Raw genomic sequence first — 23772 nt, 5'->3', positions numbered from 1 at the left:
AGACAAGGAGTTTTTGCATGATCGAACGTTATTCAAGGCCCAGGATGGCGGCGCTTTGGAGCCAAGAAAACAGATACAAGACATGGCTTGAGGTTGAGGTATTGGCGGCTGAGGCCTGGGCGGAGATTGGGGTTGTTCCTGGGGAGGCGGCTAAGGAGATAAGGGAAAAGGCGGCTTTTGACCCAAAGCGGATTGAGGAGATCGAGAACGAGACCAGGCACGATGTCATAGCATTTTTGACTAATGTAGCTGAATATGTCGGTCCGGCTGGGCGTTATCTCCATTTGGGACTTACATCATCCGACATGCTCGATACAGCTTCAGCAGTTATCTATCGGCAGGCACTCAACATAATAATCGAAGACTTGGACCTCCTTATGGAGGCCATAAAAAGGCGCGCTATCGAACACAAATATACAGTTATGATAGGCAGATCCCACGGTATTCACGCCGAGCCTATCACCTTTGGGCTGAAGCTTGCGATCTGGTATGATGAAATGGTGCGGAATAGAAGGCGCCTTGAGAATGCCAGGGATGTTATCTCCTTCGGCAAGCTGTCGGGGGCGGTCGGCACCTTCGCAAATATTGATCCAAGGGTAGAGGCATATGTGTGTGAACGTCTCGGTCTGACACCTGCCCCGGCCTCGAATCAGATAATCCAAAGAGATAGGTATGCCGAGGTCTTCTGTGCCCTGGCCATACTTGCAAGTTCAGTTGAAAAGATGGCGACAGAGATACGCCATCTTCAGCGTACCGAGGTCCTTGAGGCCGAAGAATATTTCAGCAAGGGTCAAAAAGGTTCCTCGGCTATGCCCCACAAGAGAAATCCTATTCTTTCTGAAAACCTCTGCGGCCTTGCGCGTCTTGTCCGTTCCTACGCCTTGCCGGCGCTTGAAGATGTAGCCCTCTGGCATGAAAGGGACATCAGTCATTCCTCTGTCGAGCGGGTCATAGGCCCTGATGCATTCATTACGGCAGACTTCATGCTTGGCCGCATGACTGGTTTGATAGAAAAACTAGTGGTCTATCCGGAGAATATGCAGAAGAACCTTGATCTTCTGAAAGGCCTCATCTTCTCGCAAAGGGTTATGCTCGCCCTGGTCGAAAAGGGGATGGGCAGGGAAGAGGCCTACAAGGTCGTTCAGGCGCAGGCGATGGAGGTGTGGGCAGGTAGGGTTGAGTTCAAAGAGCTTCTTCTGAAAGACGACATGGTTTTAAAATATCTGGCACCGTCTGAGATAGAGGCCCTTTTTGACCTGGGCTATCATACAAAACACGTTGACGACATATTTGGCCGCGTATTCGGGGAAATAACATGAAGGACGAAAGAGAAAGGCTTTTGGAGATAATTGTTAGACATTCATATAAAGAGGGTATATTCAAACTTACATCCGGAAAGGAGAGTGCTTTTTATATAGATTGCAAACAGACGACCCTTTCGCCTGAAGGGGCGTATCTCTGCGGCAGGCTCATGTTCAGGCATATCGCAGGTTCAAAACCACCGATTTGTGGGGTCGGCGGCATGACCCTTGGGGCCGATCCACTCGTAACCGCGGTCTCGTTGGTGAGCTTTCTTGAGAAAAGACCCATCCCGGCCTTTATCATCCGCAAAGAGCCAAAGGGGCACGGGACTGGGTCATGGATAGAAGGCAAGGCCAACATACCCAGGGGTTCTATGGTGGCCCTGGTGGAAGATGTGGTAACAACAGGCGGTACGCTGATAAAGGCCATTGAAAGGACGCGCGGAGAGGGTTATGAAATCGGACAGGTTATAGCCATAATCGACAGGGAGGAAGGGGGCAGGGAGGCCCTTTTAAGGCTAGGTTTTAAGCTTTTATCCCTGTTCAACCGCAAAGAAATCATCGATGCAGCAAGGTCGATGAAATAATTTGTTAAATCCAGCGATTTGTCATTCGTTGGAGATAAAAATCATACGAGGTGGAACCTATGAAAGAAAAGGTCAAGGCTGCAATGGATAAGGTGCGCCCAATGCTTCAAAGAGACGGTGGTGATGTAGAGCTTGTAGAGATAGATGAGGCAAGTGGAGTGGTAAAAGTGAGGCTCACAGGGGCATGTAAGGGCTGCCCGATGAGCCAGATGACGCTCAAGGCCGGAATAGAGCGTTTCCTTAAGGGCGAGGTGCCTGAGATATCATCGGTTCAGGCCGTTTAGGCCTAGCGGTGATGGGGCAAGCTGGCCATGGGCAGTGTCCTTTTAGGGCCGTTCTTAAGGAGTAAATTTTGCCGAGTGATAGGTGAAGGTTAAACCCTTGTTTTGTCGGTCTGTATAAGCGTGAGTTTGAAATGGTTTATTCTGGTGTCCAAAAGAAACTGTTGAAGCAACTCCCCAAGGTGGACATGTTGATGGATGATTTGCCTGTCGGCGCACCGCACGGTCTGAAACTGAGGGCGGCGAGGGAGACGGCTGCAAGCCTTAGAGAGGTTATTCTTGCAGGAGGTTTTACAGACGGGCAGGACATCCTTGATCCGGAACATATAAAACGGCTCCTGTATTTAAAATTCGATGCACTAAATAGGCCATCTCTTCGTCCGGTTGTAAACGCCACAGGCGTGGTCGTGCATACAAATCTAGGTAGATCGCTCCTGCCGCGGTGCATATTCAAAGATCTCCTTGAAATAGCTGGCCGTTATTCAAATCTAGAATATAATCTCGACAGCGGCGGGCGTGGAAATAGATACAGCCATGTGGAAGACCTGCTCTGTGAATTGACAGGGGCTGAGGCCGCTCTCGTTGTAAACAACAATGCGGCAGCGGTATTGATCATCCTTGAAACGCTTGCCAAGGGAAAGGAAGTGGTCGTCTCCAGAGGGGAACTGGTGGAGATAGGCGGCTCTTTCAGGATCCCTGATGTCATGTCCAGAAGCGGGGCCATCTTAAAAGAGGTCGGTACGACCAATAAGACCCACCTTAAGGACTACGAATCAGCCATAGGGCCGGACACGGCTTTGCTGTTGAAGGTCCACCAGAGCAATTTCAGCATCATCGGCTTTACAAAATCTGTTCCAATTACTGAGTTAACTGAGCTTGGCAGTAGATGCGGGATCTCGGTCTATGAAGACCTCGGGAGCGGCGTCTTGATAGACCTTTCACGATACGGACTCATGCACGAACCAACCGTTCAGGAGGCGCTTAAGGCCGGTGTATCTGTGGTGAGCTTCAGCGGGGATAAGCTCCTTGGAGGCCCGCAGGCCGGGATCATCGTAGGCAGGAAGGAAATAATAGAGAAGATAAAGGCGAATCCGTTGAATAGGGCGGTAAGGATAGATAAGCTCACGCTTTGCGCCCTTGAAGGCGTTTTAAGGCTCTATCGTGACCCAGAAAAGGCCGTAAAGACTATTCCAACACTTGATTTTCTTACCCAGGACCTGCGTGCGATACAGACCAGGGCAAAAAGGCTCCTTGCCAGCCTGAAGGCACTGAAGATAGACGGCCTTGGTTTGGGCTTGAAGGAGACTATTTCAATGGCCGGTGGAGGGTCGCTACCGCTTGAAAGGCTGAGGTCTGTGGCGGTGACAGTCAAGACTTCGATGGGCCTTGCCTCAATTGCGGATATGGAGAGGCTTTTGAGAAAAAACGACCCGCCTGTCATTGTGCGGACGGAAGACGATGCCATACTCATGGATGCAAGGACCATCCTGCCCGATGACATTCCTATCATAACAACTGCTGTCAGCAAGGCATGCTGCGCAGCGGCGGATGATGTGCCGTTAGGTGTAGCCGAGGCTTAGAAGATCCAAAGGCTGAAAAGGGGTGATGTACAATGGACATACCCATGGGAGGCCGGTCATGATCTCCGGCCATGATTTTGCATGTCTTGCCCCCTTACTTATTGAGGAACTCAAGACAAAATTTCCATTTGCCAGCGGAAGGGCCGTTGTCATACAGTTAGATGCAGATTGCCCATATGACGAGGCGTTGAATGTCGAGGCCCTTTCCGGACGACAGCTTTCAAGGGCCAGGGAGGCCATTGAAAAGGCCGATGCCTTTTTGGACAGGGTGGGGCTCAAGATGTTCATCCCTGTACCGTGTGAAGGTCGGCTATCAGGCCTTTTGGTCCTTTCCGGGATACCAAGGGCGGTCGGCCCTGAAGAAGACGGGCGTATCCTGTCTCTTTTGAAGGCATATGCCAAGGAAAGGATGAGGACGCTTCGTATCGAGACCTCGATCGCCCCTCCCGGGGAGCCGCCGCAATACCTCGTCTTATTTCTCAAACACCTGTTTCAGTCTGAGAAGGAGGCGGAGTCGTCGTTTTTGCATCTAGTATGGGCAAAGACCCATAGAAGTGTGGGCAGGTCTTCTCGGTCCAGAAAGGCCAACGCCGGAAAGATATACGACAAAGAAGCCATACTTGGGCTTTGCGCCAGGGTTTGGACTGATTCGACGTTTGAGTGGGCGGGGGGCAACCGTTATGAGGCCTGGATATGCCTGCCTCACATGGATGGTTCAAAATTGTCCCTTGGGTTGAGAGATATTGTAGCCAAGGGGAGGGGGTTGGGCCTCTTTTTCTTTAACGTTTATGGGCATAGCTTTGCCGGCGGGACCGACCCTCAGCTGTGTCTGGAGCATATCAAGGAGACCGAGGCGGCTGCCGAGGCACTCGGTATATCGGTTATCTCTTCCAGAGATCTTGAGATCTTTAAAAAAAGGATAGGGATACAGGATGTCACCGGATGTCTCGCCATCGCAAGCGATATCTGTAGAAAGGCGAGGAACACCATAGTGGCGTTTGCAAGGCCTGTATCTCAGCGCCTAAAAGACGTGCATACGGAAGGGCTTGAATTTATAGAGGCAGGGCCTGACAGTGTATTTATCATTCAAAAATCGTCTGATTCGGATCAACATCAGGCCATCACTAAGGATTTGGCAGACAGGCTCCTGAAGCCTAACTTGTTAAAGAACGGCGTGTCTATTACGCTTGGTGTGTATAAAGTCAGCAGCAGGGCCACCTCGCCGTTGCCAGCTTTATATGCCTATTTGCATGCCGTCCTTCTTGGTCAAGGGACATCAGCTGTATTCGACGCCGTGACGTTAAATGTGTGGGGTGATGAACTCTTTTCGTGGGGTGACCTCGTTGGCGCATGCAGGGCTTATAGAGAAGGGCTCAAGATGGATCCCTCAAGCTCCAACTTGTTGAACAGCCTCGGCGTATCCCTTGCAAGGCTTGGGAAGATCAAGGAGGCCTCGGATGCCTTTTCAAGGGCCATAAAGTCTTCTCCAGATGAGTTCATGGCATACTACAACCTTGGTGGATTACTCCTTGACATGGGTAGGGCTGAAGAGGCCGAAGAGGCCCTTGGTGAGGCTTATAGACTTAAACCGGATGATATACGGACGGCTGTGCGGTTTGCAGAGGTCCTGCTTGACGCCGGCAAGACGGATGAGGCCGAAAGGGTGCTCAGACCGTTTACCAATATTTATGCGCGGCAGATAGGACAGGAGGACATCCCGGCCGCTGTGTTTAGGGTCATTGGCAGGATGGCTTATAACAGGCAGGGCGGATGGCGGAAGGCGAAAGAGGCATGGTCTGAGGCGGTGAAGCGCAATCCGGCAGATATTCAATCCCTTGCCTTTCTTGCCTTTGGTTATCTCGAAGTGGAAGGCGACAAGGATACAGCCAGGCGTTTTCTGAGACAGGTAAAGGCCGTTGATATCGGCGGTCGTCAGATGAAGAGGCTTATATCTACCATAGAAAAGGGGATTATAGATGCATCCATAGTGAAAAGATAAACTGATCAGAGATATGGCTGATATCATGTCTATACATTAGATATTTGACAGCAAGATTTAGCACAATTCTTAATATTTCAATTTCAATAAAATATTTTCTTATTTCTTTCATATTTTTTCCATTTTTACCGCGCATATTTATTTCCAAAAACAGGAAATAATCAGACTAAAGCTCTGAAGAATACTTGCAAGGCATTAATAGGTAAAAATTATATTAAATATTATTAAAAAAGATAATATATTAAAAAGATAATAAAGGAGGAAGAATATTGAAAAAACAATTAAAAAAGAAGTTCGTCGTTACAACATTGACTGTTGTACTGCTTATAGTAGGTGTCTTATTGATTGCAGATAATACCAAAAGTATAAATGATAGGCCACTAGGAATTTCGGCAAAAGATGTACAGCAATTTGATATGTATAATGGGCAATACCAATACTTTGTAAAATGGTTGCAAGATCTTGATTTCAGCGGCAGCCGACAACTCAGGATAAATGCCCTTGCTCAGACAAGAGATCAAGACAATAGTCCATTCTGGAAACGGCTTGCCGATGATGACGAACTCGAGAGAATCGAGGACGAGCTCGACAAGATCCGCAAAGAAAAACGATATACAACGGCTACTACAACTTGCTGAAAATGCGGGGGATGTCGCTCTTTATGGGTTACAATACCGTATATTTCGAATAAATTATAGAGCGACATCGATTCGCGCCTACTGCTACCCCGCGGTGCCAGGTTCGGTGTAGGTCAATGCGAATACCGTATCAATCAGCCAGCGACGGAACGACTCATTGTCGCTAAACTGCTTAAACAGCTCGGTGTCATCCTTGAGTAGGGCGGTGATGACCCGAGCAAGGGCCCTGTCGTGCTCGATACGGGCATTCTGCTTGTCAGAATACTTACATGCGTTCTGGTAGGCGGTGTCGGCTGCGACGCGTGCGGGAATCTCCTCGGTGATCAGTTTGCGCACCCGGTCGGCGTCGGTCCAGACAATGTTGCCAAACAGGTCGTTAAAGGTCTGGATGATGTTCGAAAGCCGGTCCAGCTCCGGCTCGGCTTTGTGTCCACCACCCACAGTGGGCACCGGTTCGATCTCGGCATTCGCATCGGGAAGCGCGATCCTTATAGTCGCCTGCTTTTCGACCCGGTAGCTGTCCATGTCGATCGCCTCGAGGATACCTTTGGAGAGGTCTTTCTCTTTGGGTGCCGGCAGCTTGGGCACCAGGAACTCGAGGAAGATCGATAGCTTCTCCCACGCGGCGTTAGTGTAGGGGAGAATCGAAGCCAGAAAATTATAGGTGCGCAGAAACGCCTTGGCTTTGCCCTTGAAGTCGATTTGACCGTCCTTGTCGAGCTGCTCCAGGTAGGCGGCGACGCAGGCGTCAAGGATCGGGTCGAGCTGGTCGCGGTCGGCGTCGCTCAGGTAGAGCCGCACCAGTTCATCGACTTGCTCAGGCGCGTACACCTGATAGCCGTCAAGGTCGGCCTTAAGATCGTGTAGCTTGTTGGGGTCGGTTTCGTCGGCGAGGATGGTGGTCCGGTAGTAGGGCTCGAAGTCCTTCCGGATCGTCTCCGGGTCGTTGACGAAATCGAGGACGAAGGTGTCGTGCTTCTGAGGGTGGGCGCGGTTGAGGCGCGAAAGGGTCTGCACCGCCTTGACCCCGGAGAGCACCTTGTCCACGTACATCGTGTGCAGGAGCGGCTCGTCATAGCCGGTCTGGAACTTGTCGGCGCAGATCAAAAACCGGTACGGGTCCTCCCGGATCTTGTCGGCGATCTGGTTCGATGGAAAGCCGTTAAGGCTGGCCTCGGTGACCTGTTGACCGCCATACTCGTGCTCACCCGAGAAGGCCACGATGGCACGGTAGGGGCTTTTACGCTCCTTGAGATAGTCCTGGATCGCATCGAAGTACTGGATCGCGCGCTCGATGCCGCCGGTCACCACCATGGCCAGCGCCTGGCCGCCGATCTTGCCTTTGGCGATCACCTGCTCATGAAAGTGGTCTACCATGATCTCAGCCTTGAGCCGGATGGCGTACTCGTGCCCCTCGACGAAGCGGCACAGCTTCTTCTGCGCCTTTTTGACGTCGAATTCGGGATCGTCCTCGATTTTCTTGATGAGCTTGTAGTAGCTCTTGACCGGTGTATAGTGGGCCAGCACATCCAGGATGAACCCTTCTTGAATGGCCTGTTTCATGGTGTAGCTATGAAACGGCCGGTGCTTCACCGTGCCGTCGGGCTGCGGGTCGGGTTCACCAAACATCTCCAACGTTTTGTTCTTCGGGGTGGCGGTGAAGGCAAAGTAGCTGGCGTTCGGCAGCAGCTTTCGGGCCTCCATCAGCCGGTTGATCTGGTCTTCGAAGGTCTCGTCTTCCTCGTCGTCCATCCCTGCCAGCGCCTGGTGCATCTTCGCTGCCGTGCGGCCACCCTGGCTCGAATGCGCCTCGTCAATGATGATCGCAAAACGGCGCCCGCAGTGCTCGTTGCCAATTTCGTCGAGGATGAACGGGAACTTCTGCAGCGTCGTGATGATGATCTTCTTGCCGCCCTCGATGAAGCGCCGCAGGTCGCCGGAATGCTCAGCGTGCCCCACCGTGGCGCTCACCTGGGCAAACTGCTTGACCGTGTCCCGGATCTGCTGGTCCAGGATGCGCCGGTCGGTCACTACGATAATGGAATCGAAAATGAAGTGTGAAGTGTGAGGGGTGATGGGTGAATGCTCGGTTTTTTTCACACTTCCCACTTCACCCTTCACACTTCTTACGAACTGATGCGCCAGCCAGGCGATGGAGTTGGACTTGCCGCTGCCGGCGGAATGCTGGATGAGATACCGCCGCCCTGCGCCGTGCGCCGCCGCGTCCGCCAAAAGTTTTCGCACCACGTCGAGCTGGTGATAGCGGGGGAAGATCTGCCGTCGCCGTTTCTTGCCGGTCTTGAGGTCTTTCTCCTCAACGAGTTGGGCGTAGTTTTCAAGGATGTCGGTCAGGCTCTCGCGGGTGAGTATCTCCCGCCAGAGGTAATCGGTCTTGAGCCCCTGCGGATTGGGAGGATTGCCCGCGCCGTCGTTCCATCCCTTGTTAAAAGGCAGAAACCAAGACGCCTTGCCCGCAAGGTGCGTACAGAACCACACCTCGTTTTCGTCCACGGCGAAGTGCGCCACGCAGCGGCCCAATTCAAATAGCTTCTCGCGCGGGTTGCGGTCGCGCCTGTACTGCTCGATGGCGTCATGCACCGTCTGTTTGGTGAGGCGGTTTTTGAGCTCGAAGGTGAAAACCGGTAAGCCGTTGATAAAGAGCACCAAATCCAGCGCCCGCTGCGTCTCGTCGCGGCTATAGCGGAGCTGGCGCGTGACGGTGAAGCGGTTCTGCTCATAGAGCGCCCGCGCTTGCTCGTTTCCGGGGGAAGGCGTGCCGTAGAAGAGCTCGATGCGGTAAGGCCCGTGCTGAATCCCATTGCGCAATACGTCCACCACCCCGCGCTTGCTCACCTCGCCCTGGAGGCGCGCCAGAAACTTGCGCCGCGTGGGGCTGTCGTTGTTGAGATCGAGCGCATCGGCAACCTCCGGTTGCGTCGAACGCAGAAAGGCCGTAAGCTGAACCAGATCGACGCAGTACTCCCGGTCGTAATCGGACGGATCGCCGGGGAGCCAACCCACACCCCCGTAGGACGCCGTCGCCTCGGCCAGGACCGCCGAGGAACCGGCAGGCCGGGGCGTGCAGTCACTGCCCGTGAGCGTCCGGCAGATCAGGGTTTCAAGCCCGGCTTCGCTGGTTTCCGAAAAGTGTGAAGTGTGCGGTGTGAAGTGTGAAGTGTGATTAGCCATGGCGCCGCTCCTTTAGATGTTTGGCCGTCGCCGTAAGAATGGCGACGAGTTGATTGCATTCATCGGTGATTCCAGCCAGACGGTCCTGCGGCACGATCTCTGTTGCGGCCAGCAACTTGAGCCAGAAGAGCGTTTCGCGGGCCTCTTTGCAGGCGATGGAGACTTTGGTCAGATAGTCTGCTTCGGATTGAGCGCCGATGCCTTCTTCCAGATTTGCGCCAATTGCGGTTCCCGAGCGCAACAACTGGTTTGACAGGGTTCGCGGAACACCGGGTTGACCGTCCAAGTGGATGCACAGCTTCACCACACGCACCGCGAAATCAAACGCTCGTTCCTGAATGTTCGTGGGCTTTTCCATCATACCCCCTCGTCCGTGTCAGCCTCGCGCATCTCTCCTTCGAGTTCATCCTCCGCTTCGTCATCCTCATTTTGCGATTCCCACTCCATCTCTCCTTGCTCATTTTCCTCATTCACACTTCCCCCTTCACACTTCACACTTCTCGCATCCACCTTGCCGGTGACCACATCGGCAATCAAGCGCTCGCGGTATTCGCGCAGAAGTTCGATTTCGCGGCGAGCGGCGGCAATGGCGCTCCTAATCCGCGACGTGGCGAACATGGCATATTCAGCAATGCGCCTTTGCTCTTCAGCAGGCGGTACTGGTGCCCAGAGATTCAGAACACGCTCAACTGAAAGTCCGGGTTGCGCAGCCGCCATCGAATATTGATTCAAGTTCATGGCCTGGAGTAATCCAGCAAACCACTGAAGGTCGTGACCACCATAGGGTGAAACAACGACAGCGTGCTCAGAAGCCCAAAATCGCCCTTGGACCAGATGGACATTGCCACACAGCGCCCCCTGGCGACCAATCAATATGAATTCACCTTGATGAGTGAAGCCAGACGTGTAACCTCGAATTCCATTACCGCCGTAAACTGGGAAATCGCCTGATGGTTCGATTGACTGGTTAGTGATGTTTTCTCCAGCCTTCATTCTGCATATCGTTTTCAGCCGTCGCACCTCCCAATGCGCCGGCACCTGGCCCAGCCACTCCACGCCGGAGGGCTTGTAGGCCGGATAGGGCCTGCCGGTGCGGACATCGATCTGCCCGGTGACGGCGCGGTGGATGAGGGCCTGCTTGTACTCCTCCAGCAGTTTGATCAGTTTCTGCCTGGCGCGGATGTAGCGCCGAACCCGCCGGTCCATGTAATCGAGGAAGCGGACGATGGCGGTTTGTTCGGAGAGGGGGGGGAAGTGAGAAGTAGATACACTTGAATTCTTCTGCTCGCAGACTCCACTGATCCGAAGTGATGCCATACGACCATCGCTCGGCCTCCGAAGCGAAAAGGGGTGTACGAAGAAGAAAGTGCATGTAGCGGGGCAAGTTCTCGGCGCTCCTTAGCCGCTGGACGATGTAAGCCGGGCTCACGATCCCCCGGTAAGCCGAGACGCCCACCGCCCCCTGCCAGGCACGCATTTTGTTGTACACCAGGTCACCCGGTTGAACGAGTTTGTAGTTGGACTTGTCCTCGTTCGAGGAGTCTTTCTTGGAACTGTCCGCGAGCAAGTCTGCCTGACGCAGTACGCCGCGTGTGATGGTTACCGACAGCATCTGCTCGTCAGGATGACCACGGTCATTGATTTGACGAAACACCGTACGCCCGGCCACCACCTCCCAATGCTCCGGCACCTGGCCGAGCCACTCCACGCCGGAGTCTTTGTAGGCGGGGTAGGGCTTCAGGCCAGTGTTTCTTGGTAGTCCCTCTAGAGAGGGGTTTTTGTCGATCAATTCTCTGGGTGTCGTAAACATTTCACACCCTCCTTCCCAGGCGCTTCCAGCGCCGCTCGAAGGCGTCGCGCCCGCCTTCCATCACGCGGCAGACCTCTTCGCGTACCGAGTTCTCCTGAAGTGCACCGCGCTCGACCACACGGCATTGCCCGCCTCGAAAGTCGAGCACGTGCACCAGCTCAGCGTCGCCGTTGACAACGATATTGGGATTGTGAGTTACGATGACGAGTTGCCGGCGCAGCTTGCTTTCGCGGATTTGGCGGACGATGAGGTCGTAAATCAAATGATTGTCCAGATCGTCCTCGGGCTGGTCAAGAACCAAAGGTTCCTCGCCGAACGCGAGCAAGAAAGCAAGCAGTGCCGCCGAGCGCTGGCCCTGCGATCCCTGGGTGAGGGCCGCCCAGTCGGTGCCGTCGGCCCTGCGACTGTACTGGATGCGCAGATCGTCTTCGGGGAACCAGCATTGGATGTGGTCGGCAAACTCAGGCCTCTCCAGTTTCTTTTTGAGGTAGTTCTTGAAGTGGCCGCCAAATGCATCTGCGATTGTCTGCAGTTGTTTCTTTGAACTATCCAGAGCTGCCTTGCGGTCATCTGCTTGGGCGATCTTGAAGGCCAGGCCACCCGTGGGATTGCCCGCCGCGGCCATCGCCAAGATGTCGTTTTCGAACCGATCATCCGTGGCCTCGAGAAGCTCGCGCAGGCTGCGCTCGATTACACGCGCGTCGAAGCCGAAAGGCACGACTTCGATGCGCACGTAGGGATTGCCGTCCAGCGTTTTCTTGACGAATTCTGCTCGCGTTGACGTGATGGCCTCGCGCGCTTCCACGACTTTTTGCCATTGCGCGGCGATCGCCTCTTCGAGCGTGTCCCGCTCTGCCTTGATCTGATCGAGGCGCTTGAGCTGTGCCTCGAGGTACTGACGCTCCTGCACCAGCTGTCCGAAGGCTTGTGGGTCGTTCACGCCTTGCGCGGCCAAGGATTTCTGCAAGTCTTCGAAATCTGCCTGAGCCTTGTCGGTGCGCTTACGCCAGACGGCGAGCAGTGGGTCTTGTTCGAGCAGTCGCGCATTTTCGGCCAAGGCACTGCTTGCTTGCTCAAGGGCTTGCCGCACTTGCTGCACGGCGTCATCTGCCTTCTTGCGCCACTCAAGTACGTCCGCATCACTCGCGTCATCAAAAACGCCAGAAGACCAGTCGTCAAGGATGAGGTCTCGCGCGACATCTTCAATCCGCTCAGGCAGCGCGTGCATTTGTTTAAGGAGTTGCTCGACCTCTCTTCGCTGATTCTGGGCATGCGCATGGGCCTTCAGGACCTCGGCATGATGTGCCTGGGCAAAAGCGTCGAGTTTCCTAACCACCTCATGTAACCTTCGTTCTACCTCGTGACGGTCGGCAAGCTTTCCTTCCAGCTCGCGAAGGCGCGCCCGCTGGGTGAGAAAGCTGCGTTTTTCCTCTTCAAATTCTCGTTTGAGTTTTCCGACCTGGGCTGCCTCGTCGATCACGGACAGGAGCGCTTGACGGCTTTCACCCGCCATGGCCGCAATCTGGCCCTGGGAGAAAAGGCGGATTGGGAAGCGCTCGGGATTAACAGCCTGGCTTCCTGACTCGCACCAAGTCCCGTTCGCGTCCTTCTCTTCGACTATGATTTGTGGTGATCCGGGGTTCTGCCAGCGTAGCCTGGACAGTTGCCCTTCGCGCATTAGCTCCGCACAAATCTCGGTCTCCACACGTAGCGCACCTTCGTCATCGCGCGCTTTAGGCACCTTGCGGAAGGATTCGAATTGACGCAAAGGCTCTGCATTGCCGCTTAGGCTGTTCAGCTCGTCGTTGCGTCCATAGGCCAGGCGCAAGGCGTGAACGAAGCTGGATTTTCCGGTTCCACGCCCACCGATCAGGGCGTTGTAGAAAGGTGTAAGCTCGATCCGCTCGGCCTGACCGTTTCCCATATAGCGGGCACTGCCAATCTCAATAGCAGTGATGAAATGAGCGGGTGTCTTGAAGGGGTCGAACGTGCCCTCGTCACTGCGGCGGATCGAAACGCCGTTCCCATCCAGCAGCGCAAGCCTTAGGCCATCCAGCGTGGGCTTGGCCATCTTGACCCAGGTGTAGCGGCTGCCGGGGACTGCGTTGCCATGAAAGGTGTGGCAGTCGCTACCGAGTATTCTCGTGAGTTTCTTGGCTTGTTTTTTTACGCAAGTGAGATAGTCCTTCTTATTCGAATCGACCCATTCCACAGCGAGAACGCCCTCTACATCCAGCGCTTGGCGAACGGTGTTTGCATCAATGCGACTTTTCTGGGTGCCAGGTCTAACAGCCAGCAAACCCTTGTCTGCATCTGCATGTGCAGGGATGGGAATAGCTCCACTTTCTAAAATGGCTTCTAAAACCGCTGCGATACCTTTCCTGGTAACGCCGTCGCTGTCGCCTTTGGAACCATTGTAGTCCACTTTGCCAAGCAATGTATCGATGTCGCCGGTCTTGGCGTCAGGTTCGAAAATCGCCAATAGATGAATGCCGCCCTGTACTGAGATTTCCACTCCTGGGAAGATTGTCAACTTGCGGAAGCCTTCGGGCGGGTTGCCGGCTTCGGCTTGCGCCTTCATATTCGCATAGGCCTTTTTGAGATCGTCGATCCACGCCCCGCTATTATGATCCGTAACGGCCACGCAATCGATCTCGGCGCGCATGTACTCGAGTAACCACTCTTCTGGCGACAGATTAATGTTGTTTCTCGCCCAGTACGTATCTCTTGATGCCGGCGTATGGGTGTGGAAGTCGAACTTCCACCAGCGCGAGCCGGGATAGGGCCAGATCGGCTTATTCATGTTTCGTTCCCCCCAAAATCTCCACCAACAACCCTTCCGCCTCCTGCTCCACCGCCAGAAGATCCGCGCGGATTTCTTTCAGAGACCGCAGGGCCTTTGGCTTGTAAAAGTAGCGGTTGAAGCTGATCTCGTAGCCGATCCTGACGCTCGCTGGGTCGTACCAGGCACCTGCCTGCCGCGGCGAGCACGGCGCAGGCAGGTCCGCCGCATAGGGCAGGACCTTGCGGCGCAGGAAGGTCTCGATGGCCGTGCGCTGGTCTTCCAGGCTCGGCAAGTAGCCCGGTTGATGGCAGGCCGGGCATTCGAGGAAGGGGATCTGCTCGGTATCGCGCAGTTCGGTGTCCGGCTCGTACTCCACCACGCGCGGCTTGCCGTGAATGGTAACCTCGAACAGGCCGCGCAGCGGATCGGGCGCGGTGCCAGGTTTGTGGATTTTCTTGATCACCGGCGGCGCATCTTCGGCGCGCTCGGCCGTTTCCCGAAGCGCCTTGATCTCCTTGGGGGTGTAGGCGCGCTCGGGGGCGATGCCTTTCAGGCGCAGGGGGCGCTCCACCGTCACCTTCCAGTAACCAAAGGCCGCGTTGGGAAAGATCTTGGACTGCCCTGCCTGCGCTGCGCTATCGGCTTGCGCGGCAGGCAGGTCGGTCTCCTCGAATTTGAGGAAGGTATCAACAATGCGGCGGATGTCCTCTTCGGACAGCTCGCAGTTCTTCTTGCCCAGGTTTTTGCGCAGGGGCTTGTACCACTGCGTGGCGTCGATGAGCTGCACGCGGCCTTTGCGGTGCTCGGGCTTGCGGTTCGTGAGCACCCAGACGTAGGTGGCGATACCGGTGTTGTAGAACATGTTGAGCGGCAGGGCGACGATCGCCTCGAGCCAGTCGTTCTCGATGATCCAGCGGCGGATGTTGCTCTCGCCCTGGCCGGCGTCCCCCGTAAACAGCGACGAGCCGTTGTGCACCTCGGCGATGCGACTGCCGAGCGGGGTGTCGTGCTTCATCTTGGAGAGCATGTTCACCAGGAACAGCATCTGGCCGTCGCTCACGCGGGTGACGAGCGAGAGCTCCTCGCCCCTGCCTGCGCCGTGCTCTGCGCGGCAGGCAGGCCGGTGCTGCACGACAAAGCGCGGGTCCCTGATGCCAGCCTTGCCGCCCATGCGTTCCAGGTCGCTCTTCCAACTCTTCCCGTAGGGCGGATTGGAGAGCATGAAGTCGAAGGTGCGGCCGGGGAAGGCGTCGTTGGAGAGGGTCGAATGCTCCGGTCCGCCGACGATGTTGTCAGCAGCATCGCCCTCGCCCTTGAGCAAAAGGTCGGCTTTGCAGATGGCGTAGGTCTCGGCGTTGATCTCCTGGCCGAAAAGATGCACCGAGACCTGTTTGCCACGCTCTTTCGCCAGTTGCAACAGGGTTTCCTCGGCCACCGTGAGCATCCCGCCGGTGCCGCAGGCGCCGTCGTAGAGCAGGTAGGTGCCGGATTCGATCTGGTTGGCGATTGGCTCAAAGATCAGGCGGGCCATCAGCCTCACGGCGTCCCGTGGGGTCCAGTGTTCGCCGGCCTCCTCGTTGTTCTCTTCGTTGAAGCGGCGCACCAGCTCCTCGAAGATGGTGCCCATGGCATGATTGTCGAGGCCGGGTAGCCGGACGGTGCCGTCGCTGCCCCGCACAGGGTAGGGACTTAGGTTGATGGACGGGTCGAGGAACTTCTCGATGAGCGTGCCCAGGGCGTCGGCTTTGGCCAGGCGGGGGATTTGGTTGCGGAACTCGAAGTTGTCGATGATCTCCTGCACGTTGGGCGAGAAGCCATCCAGGTAGGCGCGAAAATCCGCCTCCAGTTGCTGGCGGCTGGCACGCGCCTTGAGGTCGCGTAGCGTGAAGGGGGAGGTGTTATAGAAGGCTTGACCGGCGGCCTGTCGCAGGGCAGCTTCCTGGTGCACGATCCCTGACTTGTCGAGCGATGCCTTCATGTCGAGCACCGCCTGCTTGGTGGGCTCCAGCACCGCATCGAGACGCCGCAGCACCGTCATCGGGAGAATGACGTCACGGTACTTGCCGCGCACGTAGAGGTCGCGCAGCACATCGTTGGCGATGCCCCAGATGAAATTGGTGATCCAAGTCAATTGGCCGTTTTCCATGTCAAACCTTCCTCCGGGGGTTTCACCTTTCTGTGGTATGAGACCTTAGGCGCTTCTGTTCAGTTCAGTGAGCAGAGAGCGACCATGTTGCGCTATTTTCGTCTCATTCTGCACTGTAGGCCCGCAGGTACAATCATATAGTTGTAGTGGGTTTAAAACTGGAGCTTATAAAGAAGGCATTGTAATGCAAAAATGGATTTTATCCATGCAAGAATAATGAATGAATGAAGAAAGCTCTTTTCTTGAAAAAAACTGTTTGGTCTTGTTTGGGGTGAGCGATGGGATTCGAACCCATAGCCTTCGGGGCCACAACCCGACGCTCTAACCGTTGAACTACGCCCACCACAGAGGTCTTTAAAAGTGGTTTATTCTTACTGGTCTTGAGGTTTTGTGTCAAGTGGTGTTTGGTCTTGTGCAATATATCAATATTAAAGAAATAAAATATATCTTTGGCCTGATTTTGATAAAAATCTAGCCTAATCCGCCGATATCAGGCATTGAAAGAATTGACAATATGTAGGACAAAGAAGTAGTAAAAACAAATACAATAGTCTTTGCAGCGCTTAAAAGAGGATGATTTATGCCGGACGAGAAACCGTTGGATATTGTTAGGCTCAGGGCCTGGGTCAAGGGGCGGATAGAGCGCTCAGTTCCGGACGCCAGGATCGATTACTGCTTGACGTGCGGTCTTTGTGCGAGCGGTTGTCCTGCAACCGGCATCGATGGTCTTGACCCACGGAAATTCCTGCGGCTTCTGGTCCTAGGCCAGGATGATGAAATTTTAAAGACCAATTGGATATATACCTGCACCATGTGTCAGAGGTGCAGGTATGTGTGTCCGATGGGCATAGATGTTGGACGCATAGTCTATGAGATCCGCGGCATGAGGCCGAGGGATGAGCGGCCCAGAAACCTACAGCGTTCATGCGATCTTCAAAAGGAAACCAATAGCACGGGTATCCCCAATGAAGATTTTGTCTGGGTGGTGAGGGATGTGCTTGAAGAGGTGCGCCAGAATGAGCCTGAATGGGCGGATATCAATGCGCCGATAGACAAGGCGGGCGCTGAATATTACCTCAATCAGAACGCAAAGGAGCCGACGGTCGAGCCAGAAGAGATGGTCCCTCTCTGGAAGATATTGCATGCCGCAGGGATCGATTGGACCTATTCCTCAAAGTGGTGGGATGGGGCAAACTACTGCCTTTTTACTGGTGACGCCAAGGACTGGGAGATGACGGTACGCAAGCAGGCCGAGGTGGTCGACGCCCTCGGGTGCCGATATTACATAAACACCGAGTGAGGCCATATGTTTTATGCGACCCTGGAGGGGTTGCGCAGGTTCAACATCTCGCACAGGTTTGAATTTTTGAGCATTATAAGCCTTTACGCCAAATGGATAAGGGAGGGGAGGCTCAAAGTAGATTCGTCATGGAACAAAGATGGTCTTAAGTTTACAGTGCAAGACCCATGTAAGCTCGTCAGGCAGGGCCTTGGAGATGCAGTGGCCGATGACCTTAGATTTGTCGTGAAGCAGGTTGCAGGCGAGGCAAATTTCATAGAGGTATGGCCCAACAGATCCAACAACTACTGCTGCGGCGGGGGAGGCGGGGCGCTTCAGTCCGGGTTTGCAAAGAACCGTAGGGAGTACGGCAAGGTCAAGTTCGAGCAGCTGAAAAAGACTGGGGCTGATGTGGTAATAACGCCGTGCCATAACTGTCACACCCAAATAAAAGATATCTGCGATTTTTATGGCGGCGGCTGGCAAACTACCCATCTTTGGAACTGGATAGTAAGGGCGCTTAAGAGGTGATGCTGATGAATCCCAGGGGATCTGTGCTTGTGGTTGGCGGGGGGATTGCAGGGGTTCAGGCCGCGCTGGATCTTGCGGAGAGCGGCTATTATGTGCATCTGGTTGAGCGGCGTCCTGCGATAGGCGGGGCTATGGCCAAGCTTGACAAGACATTTCCTACAAACGACTGCTCGGCCTGCATACTATCTCCAAAGCTCGTTGAGTGCGGGCGCAATCTGAATATCAATCTCCTTACGCTTTCCGAACTTATAAGTCTAGATGGCGAGCCAGGGGATTTCAAGGCCGTTGTCCGGCAACATCCAAGATATGTGGATACAACCAAGTGCATAGCATGTGGGCTGTGTGCTGAAAAATGCCCCAAAAAGACAAAAAATGGGTTTAATATGGGCCTTTCCGAGAGAAAGGCTGTGTATCTCATGTATCCGCAGGCCGTGCCACTCAAATACGCCATTGATCCGGATGAATGCATCTGGCTCAAGAGGCCTGGCCGTTGCGGGGCGTGTGCAAATGTATGTCCGGCAGGGGCGATCAATTTTGATGACGTCCCGAAAGATCATGTGTTTGAAGTGGGCTCTGTGGTCTTGGCCCTTGGGTTTTCCCTGTTTGATCCGTCAGGACTTGATTTTACAGGTTATAGGCGTATTCCAAACGTGGTCACGGCCATGGAGTTTGAACGACTACTAAGTCCTTCCGGGCCATGTTTGGGGCGCATGGAACGGCCTTCTGACGGGAAAGAACCAAGGCGCATAGCCTGGCTTCAGTGTGTTGGTTCTAGGGATACGAACAGGGCCTGTCGCGGCTACTGTTCGTCCGTCTGCTGCATGTACGCCATAAAACAGGCGCTTATCGCAAGGGAACATGCTGGCGGTGCACTAGATGCACATATATTTTTCATGGACATACGTACCCACGGCAAGGGTTTTGAGGCCTATTACAATCGCGCTGTACAAGAAGGGGTTAGATTCCACAGATCAAAGGTGCACAGCGTTATACCTGCAGACGAAGGCACTCTATTGATCCGCTATGCCGATGAGGCCGGCAGGATGTGCGAGGAGGAATTTGACCTTGTGGTTTTGTCTGTGGGGATGGAATTGAATCATGAGGCCGTCGCCCTCATAGACAGGCTCGGGGTTGGGTTCAATAAAGACGGCTTTGTGCTTACTTCGCCGTTCTCCCCTGTCTCTACGAGCCGTCCAGGGGTCTTTGTGTGCGGGGCCGCCCAGGAGCCAAAGGATATCCCCCAGTCGGTCATGGAGGCAAGCGCCGCCGCACTTGAGGCAGGAAGGCTTCTTTCGCCCGCTAGATGGACTGAGACAAAGGCAAAGGAATTTCCGCCCGAGCGTAATGTGCGCCCTGAACCGCCAAGGATCGGGGTCTTTGTCTGCCACTGTGGTATTAATATAGCAAGCGTCGTGGACGTGAAGGCCGTTACCGAGTATGCCCGCGGGCTTCCCGGCGTTGTATTCGCACAGGACAACCTCTTTACCTGCTCGCAGGACACCATAAACCAGATGGCGGAGACTATCCGCAGGGAGCGCCTGAACCGCGTGGTGGTGGCGTCGTGCAGCCCTCGAACCCATGAACCCCTCTTTCAGGAGACCCTGAGGGAGGCAGGGATCAACAAGCACCTCTTTGAGATGGCCAACATCCGTGACCAGGATTCGTGGGTTCACAGGGATGAACCTCAAAAGGCCACACGAAAGGCCATGGACCTCGTCCGGATGGCGGTTGCAAAGGTGAGGGGGGATGGGCCCTTGCCTTATAGCAGCGTTCCGGTTACAAAATCGGCGCTAGTGGTGGGTGCAGGCGTAGCGGGCATGACTGCAGCCGTTGCGATCGCGGACCAAGGTTTCAAGGTCTTTATAGTCGAGCGTAAAGACAGGCTTGGGGGTCATGCAAGGAAGTTTTATCGCACATGGCAGGGATTTGAGGTCCAGCCCTATCTTGAGGAGCTTGCAAAGACTGTCTCTTCTCACCCCAATATAGAACTTCATCTTAAATCTACTGTAACAGAGGCGTTCGGCTCTGTGGGCAGGTTCAAGACGAGCCTTTCCGACGGAAGCGTCATTGAGCACGGCGTGGCCATAATTGCAATCGGCGGAGAGTCCTTTAAGCCAAGGGAGGGCAAATGGAATTACCTTTATGGCAGGCATCCTGCGGTGCATACGCTCCTGGAGCTTGACAGGCGTTTTATAGCAGCTGATGAGGGCTTGAATGGGCTTTCGCAGGCCGTTTTCATACACTGTGTGGGTTCAAGGGTGCCTGAGCGTCCCTATTGCAGCCGTGTCTGTTGCACGCATGCCATAGATCAGGCGTTGAAACTCAAAGAGCTGAACCCTGAGATGGCAATATTCATGCTCTATCGCGATATCCGCACCTATGGGATGCGCGAGCGATTGTATGAAGAGGCCAGGGCAAAGGGGATCATTTTTGTCCGCTACGACCTCGATCACCTCCCAGAGGTGAGTGATGACGGCGGAAGGCTTGTGGTCAAGGCCCATGACATGATCCTTGATAGGCCCGTGATGTTCCATCCTGATCTCCTGGTGCTTGCCTCCGGCGTGGTCCCGCGTGATGACGCGGGCGGGCTTGCCGGGTTTTTTAAATGCGCCATGGATCAGGATGGGTTTTTGCTTGAGGCGCACATGAAACTGAGGCCCGTGGACTTTGCCACAGAAGGGGTCTTTCTTGCAGGTCTTTGCCACTATCCAAAGCCGATGGATGAATCCATCGCCCAGGCAAAGGCCGCTGCAGCCCGTGCCGTTACTATACTTTCGAGAGACGCCGTGTCGGTTGAGTCCATGACCGCATATGTGGATACGGCTAAGTGTACTGGATGCGCGGTCTGTACCCAGATCTGTCCGTATGCGGCTATCAATATAGACCAAGATACAGGTAGGGCTGTGGTCGATATCGGATTGTGCAAGGGCTGCGGGGCGTGTGCGGCCTCTTGCCGTTCTGGTGCCGTAAGCGTTAAAAATCTAGGCAACGAGCAGATAATGGCCGCGATAGAATCCGCGATGGATATGGCGGATGTTTGGTAAGATGCTTGTCACTGCCGATATGGAAGGTGCTTATCATTCATGGGATATGAGCTTTTAAAGCCGACGATGGCCTGCAGGGAGATAGCATCTGTAGATTGGGAGCCAAGGATCGTCGCCTTTTTGTGCAACTGGTGCAGCTATGCAGGGGCTGATCTTGCCGGGGTAAGCCGGTTTCAGTATCCGCCTAGCATCAGGATAATTAGGGTTCCATGTTCGGGGTGCATCTCGCCGAATATGATCCTCGATGCCCTGAAGGCCGGTGCCGACGGGGTGTTGGTGTCCGGTTGTCACCCAGGCGACTGCCACTATATAAGTGGCAACTTATATGCGAGGCGCCGTTTTGCCCTGTTTAAGAATTTTCTTGAATTTATCGGCATAGAGCCTGGCAGGGTCAATTTCTCATGGGTCTCCGCCTCTGAAGGCGGGCAGTTCGCTGATGTGGTGAAGGAGGTGACCGGGCTCGTGAAGGCCCTCGGGCCTCAAAAGAGGTTAGTGAAAGGAATTGGTGGGTAGGCGGCCATGTCTCATACAAACGCGGAAATTACAGAAGGAATCAGGGCTAAGGCCGCTGAACTCCTCTCATCCGGCGAGGTAGCGGTCTTCCTGGGATTTATTGAAGGAAGCATCCCTATGACTTTGAGGCCTTTTGTTGCAAGGAGGCCTGAGGATGCAGAAAGGTTCGTTTGGAACAGCTTTTGTGTCATGAACCTTGCAAACTACCTGCCAAGCCTTTTAAAGTCCCTTGAGCCGCCGAGGGGCCTCAGAGACCCTGTACCTGCCGGCCCGCTTCCAAAGGTCGGGGTGGTGGCTACAGGCTGCTGGTCTAGAAATATCGTGGTCCAGATGCAGGAAAGGCAGGTGGACCGCAAAAGGCTTGTGATCCTTGGGGTCTCAAGCCGCGGTATGGTGGACAGAAAGAAGGTCATGGCCATGACCGGTGGCCGCGAGATCTTTAAGGTTGAGGAAGGTGAACATACGCTTAAGATCTCAGGCAGCGATTATGGGCTTGAAATAGACCGCTGGTCAGTGGTACGGGACAATTGCAAGAGCTGTGTTCATCCCGATCCAGTAATATTCGACTATAAGATAGGGCCTGATTCAAACAGAAAGGCCGATGACCGCTTCGCCCAGATAGAAGTGATTGAGGCCATGACAGTGGATGAGCGCTGGGCCTGGTTTAAAAACGAGATAGCCTCATGTATCCGCTGCTATGCCTGCAGAAACGCCTGTCCGCTCTGTTATTGCCCGACATGCTTTGTGGACGATTCAAGGCCCCAGTGGGTTGGAAAGTCGATAGATCCCACGGATACCGCGCTCTTTCACATACTTAGAGCCTTTCACTGCGCAGGGCGCTGCACCGACTGTGGGGCGTGTGAGAGCGCCTGTCCCATGGGCATAAAAATGAGGCTCTTTACCAAGAAGCTCGAAAAAGATGTATTTGAACTCTTTGGCGTCGAGGCCGGGCTTGATCCGTTGATTCAGCCCCCGCTTGTCACCTACAGGCCTGATGACCCGCAGGGGTTTGTGATAATCAAGGAGAAGAACAAGGCATGAGGGCTGTTAAGATTGATAGAGACGGGCTTTCTGGCTGGCTTTTGGCCTGGGCGAGTGAATTTGAGTCCTATGGCCTGATTAAAGATGAAGCAAAAGGGCAAAAGACATGGTTGCGTATCAATAAAGCAAATATTTCCGATGCGCTTGAGATACCTGCCGGCGCGCCGAAGACCCCGATAAAGACCTTTTTCTTTCCCCAGCCCGAGATTATCCTCACCTTTTCTGCCAGACATACGGACCAGGATGCGTGGTTGCCGAGGGCTGAAACGATCGATGTCGACGGGCGGCGGGTGCTTTTCGGGGTGAGGCCGTGCGATGCCAGAAGTATTATGTTGAATGCCATGCCGTTTGAGGGGGATCCATATTTCAGGGCGCTTCTTGAACGGACCGTGATAGTCGGGTTTTCTTGCGGGACTCAGTGTAGCACCTGTTTTTGCAGATTGGTAGGTGGTTCACCATATGGGACCGATGGCCTGGATATACTTATCACAGAGATGGATGACGGCCTTGTCGCCGAGGTGCTAACACACAAGGGGGAAGACCTTTTATTAAAGGCGGCTGATGGGAAAGGGGATGCAACCAATGAAGACATTGCCTGCTTAAGGGCGTTAAGATCTGCTGTCGATACGGCCGAAGGGCAGATCTCAAGGCTGGATGAGGTCCTGAGGTCCAAAGACATGACGTCCCTATATAATAGAGATATATGGCAGCCTCTCTCCGAATCCTGTATAAACTGCGGGGCCTGTACCTTCCTCTGTCCCACCTGTTATTGCTTTGATATCCAGGATGAGATAATCTGCGGGCAGGGACGCCGTATTCGTTGTTGGGATTCATGTATGTTTCCGCTTTTTACCCTCCATGCCTCTGGTCACAACCCAAGGGGTGAGGCGCTAAAGAGGGTGAGAAACCGCTTCATGCACAAGCTCAAATACTTCCCTGACCGCTTTGGTTTTGTCTCTTGCGTGGGATGTGGGCGCTGCATTCGCGAGTGTCCGGTTAATATCGATATCCGCGAGGTCATCCATGACCTTGTGGGTATGGAGTAAGA

At 54.3% G+C, this 23772-nt stretch carries 18 protein-coding genes and 1 tRNA gene; 13 read left to right on the top strand and 6 right to left on the bottom strand.

Annotated elements, in window-relative coordinates; genetic code table 11:
• Nucleotides 1-17: 17 nt before the first annotated feature.
• The 6 genes from purB (at nucleotide 18) to LGS26_RS08910 (ending at nucleotide 6386) form a co-directional block, all read left to right on the top strand.
• On the top strand, nucleotides 18-1319 hold the full coding sequence (purB, locus tag LGS26_RS08935; RefSeq protein WP_237888526.1) for an adenylosuccinate lyase: 1302 nt from the start codon (nucleotides 18-20) through the stop codon (nucleotides 1317-1319).
• Entirely contained in the window at nucleotides 1316-1888 is a 573-nt protein-coding gene (gene pyrE, locus LGS26_RS08930; protein ID WP_237888525.1) for an orotate phosphoribosyltransferase, read from the top strand. The genes purB and pyrE overlap by 4 nt, the downstream gene beginning before the upstream one ends.
• Before the next feature lie 59 nt (nucleotides 1889-1947).
• Nucleotides 1948-2172 (top strand): NifU family protein, encoded by a 225-nt coding sequence (locus LGS26_RS08925; protein ID WP_237888524.1) that lies wholly within the window; start codon nucleotides 1948-1950, stop codon nucleotides 2170-2172.
• 191 nt (nucleotides 2173-2363) lie between these two features.
• Nucleotides 2364-3749: an L-seryl-tRNA(Sec) selenium transferase gene (gene selA / locus LGS26_RS08920; RefSeq protein WP_237888523.1), complete on the top strand. Its 1386-nt coding sequence runs from the start codon at nucleotides 2364-2366 to the stop codon at nucleotides 3747-3749.
• 25 nt (nucleotides 3750-3774) lie between these two features.
• Nucleotides 3775-5748: a tetratricopeptide repeat protein gene (locus tag LGS26_RS08915; protein WP_237888522.1), complete on the top strand. Its 1974-nt coding sequence runs from the start codon at nucleotides 3775-3777 to the stop codon at nucleotides 5746-5748.
• Nucleotides 5749-6017: 269 nt separating this feature from the next.
• Complete coding sequence (locus LGS26_RS08910; protein ID WP_237888521.1) at nucleotides 6018-6386, top strand: hypothetical protein; 369 nt, start codon at nucleotides 6018-6020, stop codon at nucleotides 6384-6386.
• 84 nt (nucleotides 6387-6470) lie between these two features.
• Here the strand turns inward: LGS26_RS08910 and LGS26_RS08905 are convergent, their stop codons facing one another.
• Genes LGS26_RS08905 through LGS26_RS08895 form a run of 3 tightly spaced genes read right to left on the bottom strand, consistent with a single transcriptional unit; the run spans nucleotide 6471 to nucleotide 10568 of the window.
• Nucleotides 6471-9575 carry a type I restriction endonuclease subunit R gene (locus LGS26_RS08905; RefSeq protein WP_237888520.1) on the bottom strand — a complete coding sequence of 1035 codons (3105 nt, stop codon included), beginning with the start codon at nucleotides 9573-9575 and terminating at the stop codon, nucleotides 6471-6473.
• On the bottom strand, nucleotides 9568-9936 hold the full coding sequence (locus LGS26_RS08900) for a four helix bundle protein (RefSeq protein ID WP_330873288.1): 369 nt from the start codon (nucleotides 9934-9936) through the stop codon (nucleotides 9568-9570). The genes LGS26_RS08905 and LGS26_RS08900 overlap by 8 nt, the downstream gene beginning before the upstream one ends.
• Entirely contained in the window at nucleotides 9933-10568 is a 636-nt protein-coding gene (locus LGS26_RS08895) for a restriction endonuclease subunit S (protein WP_237888519.1), read from the bottom strand. Before LGS26_RS08895 ends, LGS26_RS08900 begins: the two co-directional genes overlap by 4 nt.
• Before the next feature lie 33 nt (nucleotides 10569-10601).
• On the opposite strand from LGS26_RS08895, the gene LGS26_RS08890 reads away from it, so the two are divergent.
• Nucleotides 10602-10850: a hypothetical protein gene (locus tag LGS26_RS08890; RefSeq protein WP_237888518.1), complete on the top strand. Its 249-nt coding sequence runs from the start codon at nucleotides 10602-10604 to the stop codon at nucleotides 10848-10850.
• Between the two features lie 536 nt (nucleotides 10851-11386).
• Here the strand turns inward: LGS26_RS08890 and LGS26_RS08885 are convergent.
• The 3 genes from LGS26_RS08885 to LGS26_RS08875 all read right to left on the bottom strand — a co-directional run bounded on the left by LGS26_RS08885 (nucleotide 11387) and on the right by LGS26_RS08875 (nucleotide 16659).
• The gene (locus LGS26_RS08885) at nucleotides 11387-14188 is read right to left on the bottom strand and encodes a TrlF family AAA-like ATPase (RefSeq protein ID WP_237888517.1); all 2802 of its coding nucleotides are present in this window, start codon (nucleotides 14186-14188) and stop codon (nucleotides 11387-11389) included.
• On the bottom strand, nucleotides 14181-16316 hold the full coding sequence (locus tag LGS26_RS08880) for a type I restriction-modification system subunit M (RefSeq protein WP_237888516.1): 2136 nt from the start codon (nucleotides 16314-16316) through the stop codon (nucleotides 14181-14183). The genes LGS26_RS08885 and LGS26_RS08880 overlap by 8 nt, the downstream gene beginning before the upstream one ends.
• 267 nt (nucleotides 16317-16583) lie before the next feature.
• Nucleotides 16584-16659, bottom strand: a tRNA-His gene (locus LGS26_RS08875).
• A 237-nt stretch (nucleotides 16660-16896) separates the two neighbouring features.
• Between LGS26_RS08875 and LGS26_RS08870 the strand changes: the two genes are divergently transcribed.
• The 6 genes from LGS26_RS08870 (at nucleotide 16897) to LGS26_RS08845 (ending at nucleotide 23770) form a co-directional block, all read left to right on the top strand.
• Entirely contained in the window at nucleotides 16897-17616 is a 720-nt protein-coding gene (locus tag LGS26_RS08870) for a 4Fe-4S dicluster domain-containing protein (protein ID WP_237888515.1), read from the top strand.
• 6 nt (nucleotides 17617-17622) lie between these two features.
• A complete protein-coding gene (locus LGS26_RS08865) occupies nucleotides 17623-18126 on the top strand; it encodes a (Fe-S)-binding protein (protein WP_237888514.1) in 504 nt (167 codons plus the stop codon).
• On the top strand, nucleotides 18126-21170 hold the full coding sequence (locus LGS26_RS08860; RefSeq protein WP_407932013.1) for an FAD-dependent oxidoreductase: 3045 nt from the start codon (nucleotides 18126-18128) through the stop codon (nucleotides 21168-21170). Before LGS26_RS08865 ends, LGS26_RS08860 begins: the two co-directional genes overlap by 1 nt.
• 66 nt (nucleotides 21171-21236) lie before the next feature.
• Nucleotides 21237-21683: a hydrogenase iron-sulfur subunit gene (locus LGS26_RS08855; RefSeq protein WP_237889927.1), complete on the top strand. Its 447-nt coding sequence runs from the start codon at nucleotides 21237-21239 to the stop codon at nucleotides 21681-21683.
• A 6-nt stretch (nucleotides 21684-21689) separates the two neighbouring features.
• Nucleotides 21690-22724 carry a 4Fe-4S dicluster domain-containing protein gene (locus LGS26_RS08850; RefSeq protein ID WP_237888512.1) on the top strand — a complete coding sequence of 345 codons (1035 nt, stop codon included), beginning with the start codon at nucleotides 21690-21692 and terminating at the stop codon, nucleotides 22722-22724.
• On the top strand, nucleotides 22721-23770 hold the full coding sequence (locus LGS26_RS08845) for a 4Fe-4S dicluster domain-containing protein (RefSeq protein WP_237888511.1): 1050 nt from the start codon (nucleotides 22721-22723) through the stop codon (nucleotides 23768-23770). Before LGS26_RS08850 ends, LGS26_RS08845 begins: the two co-directional genes overlap by 4 nt.
• The last annotated feature ends 2 nt before the right edge of the window (nucleotides 23771-23772 follow it).

This window comes from Dissulfurimicrobium hydrothermale, from assembly GCF_022026155.1.
Lineage (GTDB): Bacteria > Desulfobacterota > Dissulfuribacteria > Dissulfuribacterales > Sh68 > Dissulfurimicrobium > Dissulfurimicrobium hydrothermale.
Note: the sequence above shows the minus strand (reverse complement) of the source record. Positions and strands in the feature narration are given on the sequence as shown.